We start from the raw sequence: 11,602 nt of genomic DNA on the forward strand, positions 1-11,602 counted from the left end.
ATCATGGTTATGGAATAAATCTTTAATCTTTGGACCAATACCTTCAACAATCGTTAAGTCATCTTCCTTTATCTTTTTTCCAAAAACTGCTTTTGCTGCAGCTCCATCAAAAAGTATTGCACTAACCGCTGGAGCAGCAAAAGAAGATATACTTAAGTTATCAGTACTACCTTTAGCTTCTAAAGTAATCTTACTTTTTTCGCATGCTGCCAATTTAGCTTCCAAAGCATCAATTCGTATTAGATATTTATCATTTTGCGTTTCACATCCTGCTAATTCTGTTTCTAACTTAGTAATAAGTCCGCTAGAATCATTATCGCTTTCATCTTCAGTATTGTTACCAAATAACCTTCCTAATAAATAGCCTAAGATTGCACAAATAAGTCCAACCAATACTGGGATTAATATACACCAATTCATAATTTTATATTTTTAGTTTGTTTCTTTTAATGTTACTACCGTTCTTCTATTTTTTGCTTTCCCTTCTTCTGTTGCATTATCTGCAATTGGTTCTGTTTGTCCTTTGGAAATTGCAGTAATTCTTGAAGTAGAGATTTCATTATCAATGAGATACTTTTTGGCGAAATCAGCTCTTTTTTGTCCATATCCCATGTTTTCACTTGCATCTCCCACATTATCAGTATGACCAACAATCAAACAAGTTGCGCCGTTTACTTTGTCTAGATATTTTGAGATATCTGCAATTTTTTGACGCTGTTCTGTTGTAAGATTGATTACCGTTTGTCCTGTTTTGAAATTTAAAACCAGAGGATTTGTAATAATTTTATCGCGCAATGCTTTCAATTCGTCAGCTTCACTAGTATCGCCTGCTACAATTGTTTTTACCGTATAATCTATAGGTCCGAAATACACATTATCTGCATTTGGAACAAGATCATTTTTAAGCGTTCCATACGTGTCAATAATTTTGGATGGGACTCCAAGTGACATCATATGATTTTTAACTGCATTTGCTCTAGCTAATCCAAGATTTGGATATGCAGAATTATTTTTCTCATTAGCTGTGTAATGACCAATGACTTGAATTCTTTTAGAAGGATTCCCTTTTACATACGCTTGTAAATCAGTAAATGCTTTTTTAAGATCATCAGAAACAGGTGTGATAAAATGGTGATCAGAATTTTTGAAGTTAAAGTTATTTTCTGCATTCAATGCAAAACTACCATCCTGTACTTTAAAAGGATTTAGCGTAGCTTTTTTACTTTAGGATTCTCCTTTACGATGTTTTTTTCATCGCTCTTTTTATCTTTCAAATTATTATTTTCACAATCAGTACAATCGCGACAGCAAAGCCACCAATACAAGATAGTTCCAATAACAATTGTAAGTAAAATACCTAAAATATAAGATATCTTTTTACTCATATATCCGTTATTTATGGTTAAATATTGTTTCAAATTATTAAATTCTCAACAATTTCCACTAATGAATTAGATGAATAAACAAAAAAAGCCACATCTATCGATGTGGCTTTCAATATCTTAGACGAACTGCAATTTTACAAATCAAACTTAATTCCTTGCGCTAATGGCAATTCAGTTGTATAATTGATTGTATTTGTTTGTCTACGCATATATATTTTCCAAGCATCAGATCCAGACTCACGTCCGCCACCTGTATCTTTTTCTCCACCAAAAGCTCCACCGATTTCTGCTCCTGAAGTTCCAATATTAACATTGGCAATTCCACAATCAGATCCTTGTACCGATAAGAACGCTTCTGCTTCACGTAAGTTGTTCGTCATAATTGCAGACGATAATCCTTGTGCAACTCCATTTTGAACATCCAACGCATTGGTTACATCACCAGAATATTTTAATAAATATAAAACTGGTGCAAATGTTTCGTGCTGCACTATTTCAAATGAATTATCAGCTTCTGCAATAGCAGGTTTTACGTAACATCCACTTTCGTAACCTTCTCCAGATAAAACACCACCTTCAACAACGATGTTTCCTCCTTCAGCAACTACTTTTTCTAAAGCAGCTTGGTATCCTTTTACAGCATCTTTGTCAATAACTGGTCCAACATGATTGTTTTCATCTAATGGATTTCCAATACGTAACTGTCCGTATGCAGCAACAACTGCATCTTTTACTTTATCATAAATAGAATCGTGAATAATCAATCTACGAGTCGATGTACAACGTTGTCCTGCCGTTCCTACAGCTCCAAAAACAGCTCCGATTACAGTCATTTTAATATCTGCATCTGGCGTAACGATAATTGCGTTGTTTCCTCCTAATTCTAATAAAGACTTTCCTAAACGTCCTGCTACTTCTTTCGCTACAATTTTACCCATACGTGTAGATCCTGTTGCAGAAACTAACGGAATACGAGTGTCTTTAGAAAGATACTCTCCTACTTTATAATCTCCATTTACCAAACAGCAAATTCCTTCTGGCAAGTTATTTTCAGCAAAAACCTCAGCGGCTATATTTTGACAAGCGACTCCACACATTGGTGTCTTTTCAGATGGTTTCCACACACACACATCTCCACAAATCCAAGCTAAAGCTGTGTTCCAAGCCCAAACTGCTACTGGAAAGTTAAATGCAGAAATAATTCCAACAACTCCTAATGGATGATATTGCTCGTACATTCTGTGTCCTGGACGCTCAGAGTGCATTGTAAGTCCGTGAAGTTGACGAGAAAGACCAACTGCGAAATCACAGATATCAATCATTTCTTGTACTTCTCCTAAACCTTCTTGGTATGATTTTCCCATTTCATAAGAAACCAATTTTCCTAGAGCTTCTTTTTTCTCTCTTAATTTTTCTCCAAATTGACGTACAACTTCTCCACGTTGTGGCGCTGGCATCGTTCTCCAAGTTTTAAAAGCTGAAGTTGCAGCTTCCATTACTTTTTCATAATCTTCTTTTGTCGTCGATTTTACTTTTCCAATCAATTTTCCATCTACTGGAGAATATGATTCAATAAGTTCTCCGTTAGAGAAATTGTTTGAACCTGTTGAAGTTCCTTCATTGACATCTTTTAAACCTAATGTTGCTAAGGCTTCTTTGATTCCAAAATCAGTAGTCACTGCTCCCATGTATATATAACTTTTTTTAGTTCTTTTGTTAAATTTCTGCGAAGATAGTATAATTATGCCAATCTTTTACTTCACAGTGTGTGGTTTATCATTTCAATTCTAAGATCGTATAGTGGTATTCGGCACGAAGATATTTTTCATCTTTTGCTACATCAACGGCAAAACTTTTTCGATGTTGATGTAATTTTAATCCTGTATCATCTTCCTGCGATATATTTACTATTTGACTGTATCTGTTTTCACTATGCTGAATTAAATTTTCTTTCAATAAAAACGTATTTACATCAAAATAAAACCACCAAATGGCATCGCTCTCAGGATAGGTAACTTTAATTGCATACGCTTCGGTATCATCTTCCAACCGAACAATTCTTTCAAACTTTACTGAAGCTTCATCAGTAAATAATTTATACGGTTGCCACAATACAAATTGCGCACCCAAAATTTCTTTAGAAGCAGCTTCAACCTTTTTAGTATCTGTTACTTCGTTTCCACCTACAAAAACAGCAGTTTCTTTTCCGTCATACACAATCTGTTTTTCAACAGCATCTTCCATCCATTTTACTTTTGATGTAAATGTAGGTTGTAAGGTATTATGAAACGTTTGTTTTTTTTCACTCTCAACTGCGCCTTCACTAGTGTAAAACGTAGTTGTTTTTTCGTAAATTAATAATTTAGGAGTTTCCCACAATGCTTTTCCTCCATGCGCTTGTTCCAAAGATTTTTCAATAATTTCTTCCGCGGTGAGCGTACTTTCGCATGACAATGCAAAAATTCCTAAAACGATACATAAAAAAATAACTCTACTATTCATCAGCTGTAAATCGTTCATCAACAGGCATTACAGTTCCGCAATTATCACAAGTAAGCAATTCCTTAGACGCATAAAAATCTTTAAAATGCCCTAAAAAATCTTTCTCAACATCAATCAACGGAAATCGAACTTCATGCAATTTATGATTACAATTATCGCAGTACCATTGCAAACCATCCATTAAATTGGTTCCTTTTCGCTTTCGTTCTATAACCAAACCTATAGAATTGTTAAAACGCACAGGTGAATGTGGCACACCTGCAGGATGCAAATACATATCGCCAGGACCTAATTTCATCGTTTTCTTTTCACCATCTTCCTGAATATGTACTTCTATATTTCCTTCTAATTGGTAAAACAATTCTTCGGTTTCATTATAATGATAATCCTTTCGTGCGTTGGGTCCACCAACAATCATCACAATATAATCACCTGCTTCTTTATATAAATTTTTATTTGCCACAGGCGGTTTTAACAAGTCTCTGTTTTCTTCAACCCATTGATTTAGGTTGAATGGTTTTTGTATAGCCATTGTCATTTAGAATTTTAGATTTTAAAATTACACATTTTTTATCAGCCAAAATCATTCACAAACAGATAACTCTATAAGTTACTGACATACAACTGTTAAGTAAGGCAAAACCGTACTTTGTTGATTGTATTATTTTCTATCTTTTTTTCGTTAACCAAAACAGAACTAATTATGAAAAAAAAGAAGTTAAAATCATTATCGCTTAAAAAAGCGTCCGTTTCAAAGCTAAACGGTGGCGCACAAAGTGGACCAATACCAATTCAGCTAACTATAAACATTAAAAATTGTGTACTTACATACAATATTTATCAATGCACTTGGCATAGTGAATTATATTCTGCTTGTGATTGCGAACCTTCATGGCAATTTAACTGTCAAACCTCACAAGGAATTCCTTGTGAAGCTTAATAAATAGTTTAAATAATGCCTAGCATACAGGTTGTTAATTTTTGAAACAACTCAAAACGAAAGCTCCAAAAGTATATTTTTGGAGCTTTTTTTTGCTTTTACTTGTGAATAAATATCTGAAAAACAACAAGTTTTCCATCGTGAAATTATGTACATTTAATGGCTAATCAATGATCTCGACTCATGAAAAAATCTGTACTTGTATTGCTGTTTTCTATTTTTCTAATGTATAGTTGTGCGAATACTTCTTCCGAAGAAAAACCACAAAAAACAGATACAAAACCTGTAAATAACATCGGACTTGTTATTCACGGCGGTGCAGGAACCATCCTAAAAAAGAACATGACGCCAGCAATGGAAGCCGAATACGAAGCCATGCTTGAAAAAGCAGCCAAAAAAGGATATGAAATTCTACAAAATGGCGGTTCAAGTTTGGATGCTGTTGAACAAACAATTCACATTCTAGAAAATTCCCCACTATTCAACGCTGGAAAAGGTGCCGTTTTTGCAAATAATGGTAAAAATGAACTCGACGCTTCTATCATGGAAGGAAAAAACTTAAATGCTGGTGCCATTGCAGGTGTAACAAATTTAAAACACCCAATTTCTGCCGCACGAAAAGTAATGGAAAACTCCGATCATGTTTTGCTCGCAAGAAAAGGCGCAGAAGAATTTGCCGCAGCACAAGGGTTGGAAGTTGTGGATACAAGCTATTTTTTCACGGAAAAACGCTACAAATCATTAGAAAGAGCCAAAAAAAATGACGCAGATAAAAAAGCTGCGTATTTGGATCCGTATATCAAAGATTACAAATACGGAACGGTTGGTTGTGTGGCTTTAGACAAAAACGGAAATTTGGCTGCTGGAACTTCTACTGGCGGAATGACCAACAAGAAATGGAATCGTATTGGTGATTCGCCAATAATTGGTGCAGGAACCTACGCAAATAATAAAACCTGTGCAGTTTCTGGAACTGGACACGGCGAATATTTTATAAGAGCCAATGTCGCGTATGATATTTCTGCCTTGATGGAATACAAAAACATGTCGTTGCAAGAAGCAGCCAAAGAGGTCATTCAAAACAAGCTCAAAAATATGGGCGGCGATGGTGGAATTATTGCCATAGATGCAAAAGGAAACCTAGTAGCCGAATTCAATACGCCAGGCATGTACCGTGCAATGGTTGATGAAAAAGGAAATGTAACTGTTGGAATTTACAGTGAATAACGAATCCTTCCAATTTTTACACGAACACTAACTAACTGATAACGAATACTCAAAGAACAGATATAAGATGAGAAAGTTTTTCTATTTTACAAAAAAATCTAGCATGCGTAACTATACTATTTGTATCCTTTTCGGGATCGTTCTCAGCTTCTTTTCCTGCAATACAGGAAATCCAGAAGCAGACAATATATTTGAATTCAAAGACTATATTTATCAAACCACAGCAGGAACGGTTTCGGTAAAAGAACCAATTATAATTGGACTTCAAAAGCAACTTTCCAATTTGGGTGATTCAGGAGAAATAGCTGCCGATGTCATCAGTATCAGTCCTGAAGTAAGCGGTAAACTACTCGTTCAAAATAACAAAACCTTGCGCTTTCAACCAGATGCACCTTTGCAACCAGATACAGAATATTCGGTAACCATAAAGTTAGAAGACTTATATGAAGATGTAAAAGAAGAATTTAAAACCTATACGTTTGTTTTTAAAACAATAGCACCAAACTTTTCTGTAACGACGAACGATTTACAATCATATTCAAAAGGATGGCAATATTTGAACGGAACGTTACGCTCTGCAGATGTCATTTCAACAGAAAAACTCCAAAAACTCGTTACAGCAACACAAAGTGGAAAAACACTAAATGTAAAATGGGAACCTTCTTTACTTAATGCTACGACGTACGAATTTACTATTGATAGTATCAATAGATTAGAAAACAATTCAGAAATCAACATTACGTGGACAGGAACACCAATCAGCGCCAAAGCAAAAGGCACTACAAAATATAGCATTCCAGGGAAAAATAACTTCTCAATCGTTGGTGTTACGGTTTCTCAAAGTCCCGAACAAAAAGTGAGCATCAACTTTACAGATCCGTTATATAAAAATCAAAACTTTGCAGGACTAGTGACTCTTAAGAATCAAAAAAATGTCACCTATGCAATTGATGGAAACATCTTAAACGTCTACCCAAAAAATAAAATAAAAGGAACTACAATGCTCGAAGTTTTTGCGGGCATCAAAAGCAAAGACGAGTACAAACTGAAAAGTGGTTTCACCAAAAATATCTCTTTTGAACAGCAAAAGCCAAAACTTCGCGCAGTAAGTAAAGGTGTTATATTACCAAACTCAAAAAACCTAACGTACAACTTTCAGGCGATGAACTTAAAAGCAGTTGATGTACGTGTCATAAAAATATACCAAGACAATGTATTGCAGTTTTTACAAGAAAACAATGTAAGCGATGTTGACCGATACAGCATTCGTAAAGTAGGAAGGCGTATTGCCAAAAAAACCATCGATTTAATCGAAAATGAAAACGAAAATGATGGGCAATGGAAAACCTACGGAATTGACTTAGCTACGCTTTTCAATGCAGCTCCAGGCGCTATTTATCAAGTAGAAATCAGCTTTAAAAAAGAATATTCGCTTTATGCCTGTGAAGCAGGTGATGCCGCTACTGCAGATAGTTCTCGTTCACGCAGACGTGACAATTACTACCAAAACCGAGAAGATGAAGAAGAAAATGAGGAAGAATACTGGGACAATCGCATGTACGAATTCAGAAACTACCGTTACAATTGGAGAGATCGTGACAATCCATGTACCGATTCGTATTACATGCAAAGTGAATTCCTTACAGCAAACATTCTGGCATCAGATTTAGGTGTCATTGTAAAAAGTGGCGGAAACAAATCGTATCATTTTGCGGTAAGCGATATCACATCTACCGATCCTGTGAGCAGCGCCAAAGTAACACTTTACAACTATCAGCAACAAGAAATTGAATCAAGACAAACCGATTCACAAGGTTTTACAATCATTGATGCTGATAAAAACGCATACTTTGCTACGGTTTCCAAAGGCAATCAAATTACGTACGTAAAATTGAACAACGGAAGTTCACTTTCCATGAGTAAATTTGATGTAGCTGGAAAAAAAATCAAAAAAGGAATCAACGGTTATATCTATGGCGAACGTGGCGTTTGGCGTCCTGGCGATAGTTTACACCTAGCTTTTGTATTGAATGATGCAGGAAATCCACTTCCAAAAAATCATCCTGTAAAAATGGAAGTTACGGATGCGCGTGGCAAATTAGTCTACAAAAATGTAACGACGCAAGGCGTAAACAACTTCTATAAATTTACCGTTGAAACGGATAGAGAAGCACCAACAGGAAATTGGGAAGCCAATGTAAGTGTTGGTGGCGTAAACTTTTCTAAAACGCTCAAAGTAGAAACGGTAAAGCCGAATCGTTTAAAAATAAATATTGATTTTGACGATGAAATTTTAGCCAATTCCCGACCAATTGAAGGCACACTAAAAGCCGCTTGGTTACATGGTGCGCCTGCTAAAAACTTAAAAGCAGAAGTCAATGTGCGATTGACAAGTACAAAAACAACATTCAAGAAATTTCCGAAATACAAATTCAACGATCCGACACGAAACTTTAATTCGGAAGAATTTGTCATGTTCAAAGGAAAACTAGATGAAGAAGGTCTTGTCAATATTTCTAAAAAAATAAACGTAGACAAAAAAGCGCCAGGCATGTTGCGTGCTTCGTTCTTAACGCGCGTATTTGAAAATGGTGGCGATTTCTCTATTGATGTATTCTCAAAAGATTTTGCGCCGTATACGTCATTTGTTGGGTTAAAATCACCTGAGCCAAAACAATACGGTTCGTTTTATACCGATGAAGACAATACCTTTGAAATTGTGACGGTAGATGATCGCGGAAATCCGATCAAACGAAACGGATTAAAAGTGAAAATTTACGAAATCAACTGGCGTTGGTGGTGGAGTTCGTCGTATGAAGATTTATCTTCCTATTCGGGAAGCAACTATCATAAACAGTATCGTACTTTCACAATTAATACAAATTCCAACGGAAAAGGAAGTTTCAAAATCAACATTCCTGACGAAGATCGCGGACGGTATTTAATTCATATTTCCGATCCAAAAAGCGGACATGCAACCGGACAAACCACTTATTTCTACAAAAACTGGTGGCGCAGAAGTAACGATGGCGACTCAGAATCGGCTAAAATGTTGATTTTCGCATCTGACAAAGACAAATACAATGTTGGCGAAAAAGCGACCATTACGTTTCCATCAGGAAAAGGCGGACGCGCATTGGTAAGTGTTGAAAATGGTACAGAAGTATTGAGTACCAAATGGGTAAAAACATCCAAAGAACAAACAACAACAACGATTCCGATTACGGATGAAATGGCGCCAAATGTATTTGTAAATATATCGTTATTGCAAAAACACGATAATGTCTCTAACGATTTGCCAATTCGCTTATATGGTGTCATTCCAATCATGGTAGAAAATCCTGCCACGATATTAAAACCTAAAATTTCAGTGCCCGAAACCTTGCGTCCAGAACAATCGTTCACGGTAAAAGTGAGCGAAGAAAACAAAAAAGCAATGACCTATACAATTGCAGTTGTGGATGAAGGTTTGTTAGATTTGACACGATTTAAAACTCCAAATCCTTGGGATCTTTTCTATCAACGACAAGCGCTCGGTGTTCGTACTTGGGATATTTATGATGATATTATTGGCGCATTTAGCGGAGACATTGATCAAGTATTTGCCATTGGTGGTGGCGATGGCGGAAATGGCGCAAAAAATAAAAAAGCCAATCGTTTCAAACCTGTGGTCAAATATTTAGGCCCTTTCCAACTAAATGCAGGACAAACGAAATCGCATACTATCGAAATGCCAAATTATATTGGTGCAGTTCGTACAATGGTTGTTGCTGGAGATACCCAAAAAGAAGCATACGGAAATGCAGAACAATCATCAAAAGTAAAAAAACCGTTAATGGTCTTAGCAACTGCTCCAAGAAAACTAAGTCCTGGCGAAAAAGTGACCTTACCTGTCACTGTTTTTGCAATGGAAAATAAAGTAAAAAATGTATCGCTTACGCTGAAATTACAAAACGGAATTTCGGTTGTGGGAAGCAATACAAAATCACTCACATTTAGCAAACCAGATGAAAAAATGGTGTTTTTTGACTTAGATGTAAGTGAAATAAAAGGCATTCAAACCATAGAAGTTATTGCGACAGGAAATGGCGAAAAAGCATCTTACAAAGTAGAAATAGATGTCGAAAACCCGAATCCGATTGCAAAGAAAATTCACGAACTCACCCTGCAAGGAAACGAATCGCAAACACTTTCTTTTGATACTTTTGGTGTGGACGGAAGCAACGCAGCTACCGTAGAATTTTCAACATTGCCTCCAATGGATTTTGCTTCACGAATGGAATACCTAATTCGTTATCCGCACGGATGTATTGAGCAAACAACATCGAGCGTATTTCCACAGTTATATTTAGCAGATATTTTCGATATTACAGCGCAGAAAAAAGGACAAATCAATCAAAATATTGAAAAAGGAATCAAACGTTTGGCACATTTTCAACAACCAAATGGCGGAATGGGGTATTGGATTGGCGAAAGCAACATCAATGATTGGGGAACAAATTACGCAGGTCATTTTATGATTGAAGCCGAAAAGAAAGGCTATACGTTGCCACTGACATTTATGAATAAGTGGATTAGTTACCAGCAAAATGCAGCACGTACTTGGCGCAATAATACCCGATATTACTACGACGATTTAATACAAGCCTATCGTTTATACACACTTGCTTTGGCGGGTTATCCAGATTTGGCATCAATGAACCGATTGCGTGAAACTAATAACTTATCAAACGATGCAAAATGGCGATTGGCAGCTGCGTACGCATTGGCTTCGCAAAAAGAAGCTGCGGAACAAATTGCAAAAACGGCGAATATTAACTTTACACCATCAAAAGCACGATACGATTATACGTATGGTTCGGTAGATAGAAACAGAGCAATGGCAATGGAAACAATGGTTGTTTTAAAAGATCCAAAAACCATTGAATTATCAAAAACTATTGCTAAAGATTTATCTTCAAGTCGTTGGATGAGCACACAAACCACTGCATACAGTTTGTTAGCAATGGGAAAAATGGTGACGCAAAATGGCGGGAAGAATATTAAAATACAATATACGTTCAATGGGAAAAACCCGCAGACAATTCAGACGACAAAAGCTATTGCACAACGCGATTTAAACATTAAGAAAGGAAGTAATACGGTTCAAGTCGAAAACAAAGAAGACAATGTATTATTTGTGCGTGTATTAAGTACTGGAAAATTGCCTTTGGGCGAAGAATTAGCAGAAAAACGAAATCTAAGTATTCGTGTGTTGTATAAAGACAAAGCTGGAAACTCCATCGATGTTTCGAAATTGACACAAGGAACTGATTTTATGGCGACCGTAACCGTTTCAAACGACAAGCCAGAGTTTGTGGGTGATATTGCATTGACAGAAATTTTCCCATCTGGTTGGGAAATTGTAAATACACGTTTTACCGATTATGGAAATACGCCATCTAGCGAAGCGCGACATACTGATATTAGAGACGATCGCGTGAATTTCTATTTTGATTTGGAACTTGGAAAAGCAAAAACATTCAATGTATTATTGAATGCTTCTTAC

8 protein-coding genes and 1 pseudogene are annotated in these 11,602 nt (G+C 36.2%); 3 read left to right on the top strand and 6 right to left on the bottom strand.

Going from position 1 to position 11,602, the window contains the following annotated elements:
* The 6 genes and pseudogenes from AB8B65_RS19185 to AB8B65_RS19210 all read right to left on the bottom strand — a co-directional run.
* A pseudogene (locus AB8B65_RS19185) lies at nt 1-420 on the bottom strand (hypothetical protein); the annotation flags it as partial.
* A 12-nt stretch (nt 421-432) separates the two neighbouring features.
* A complete protein-coding gene (locus AB8B65_RS19190; protein ID WP_405302899.1) occupies nt 433-1,173 on the bottom strand; it encodes an OmpA family protein in 741 nt (246 codons plus the stop codon).
* Nucleotides 1,174-1,205: 32 nt separating this feature from the next.
* Complete coding sequence (locus AB8B65_RS19195; protein WP_405302900.1) at nt 1,206-1,385, bottom strand: hypothetical protein; 180 nt, start codon at nt 1,383-1,385, stop codon at nt 1,206-1,208.
* A gap of 134 nt (nt 1,386-1,519) precedes the next feature.
* Nucleotides 1,520-3,073, bottom strand: a complete 1,554-nt coding sequence (locus AB8B65_RS19200; RefSeq protein WP_405302901.1) for an aldehyde dehydrogenase family protein — start codon at nt 3,071-3,073, stop codon at nt 1,520-1,522.
* Nucleotides 3,074-3,161: 88 nt separating this feature from the next.
* Nucleotides 3,162-3,905 (bottom strand): hypothetical protein, encoded by a 744-nt coding sequence (locus tag AB8B65_RS19205; RefSeq protein ID WP_405302902.1) that lies wholly within the window; start codon nt 3,903-3,905, stop codon nt 3,162-3,164.
* Nucleotides 3,880-4,419: a 3-hydroxyanthranilate 3,4-dioxygenase gene (locus AB8B65_RS19210; RefSeq protein ID WP_405302903.1), complete on the bottom strand. Its 540-nt coding sequence runs from the start codon at nt 4,417-4,419 to the stop codon at nt 3,880-3,882. The genes AB8B65_RS19205 and AB8B65_RS19210 overlap by 26 nt, the downstream gene beginning before the upstream one ends.
* A 171-nt stretch (nt 4,420-4,590) precedes the next feature.
* On the opposite strand from AB8B65_RS19210, the gene AB8B65_RS19215 reads away from it, so the two are divergent.
* From AB8B65_RS19215 to AB8B65_RS19225, 3 genes are all read left to right on the top strand, one after another.
* The gene (locus AB8B65_RS19215) at nt 4,591-4,827 is read left to right on the top strand and encodes a hypothetical protein (RefSeq protein ID WP_405302904.1); all 237 of its coding nucleotides are present in this window, start codon (nt 4,591-4,593) and stop codon (nt 4,825-4,827) included.
* 183 nt (nt 4,828-5,010) lie between these two features.
* Nucleotides 5,011-6,054 carry an isoaspartyl peptidase/L-asparaginase family protein gene (locus AB8B65_RS19220; RefSeq protein WP_405302905.1) on the top strand — a complete coding sequence of 348 codons (1,044 nt, stop codon included), beginning with the start codon at nt 5,011-5,013 and terminating at the stop codon, nt 6,052-6,054.
* A 103-nt stretch (nt 6,055-6,157) separates the two neighbouring features.
* Nucleotides 6,158-11,602 (top strand): MG2 domain-containing protein (locus AB8B65_RS19225; protein ID WP_405302906.1); only part of this gene is annotated, 5,445 nt, incomplete at its 3' end.

Origin of the sequence: Kordia sp. (genome assembly GCF_045105435.1) — a bacterium.
Lineage (GTDB): Bacteria > Bacteroidota > Bacteroidia > Flavobacteriales > Flavobacteriaceae > Kordia.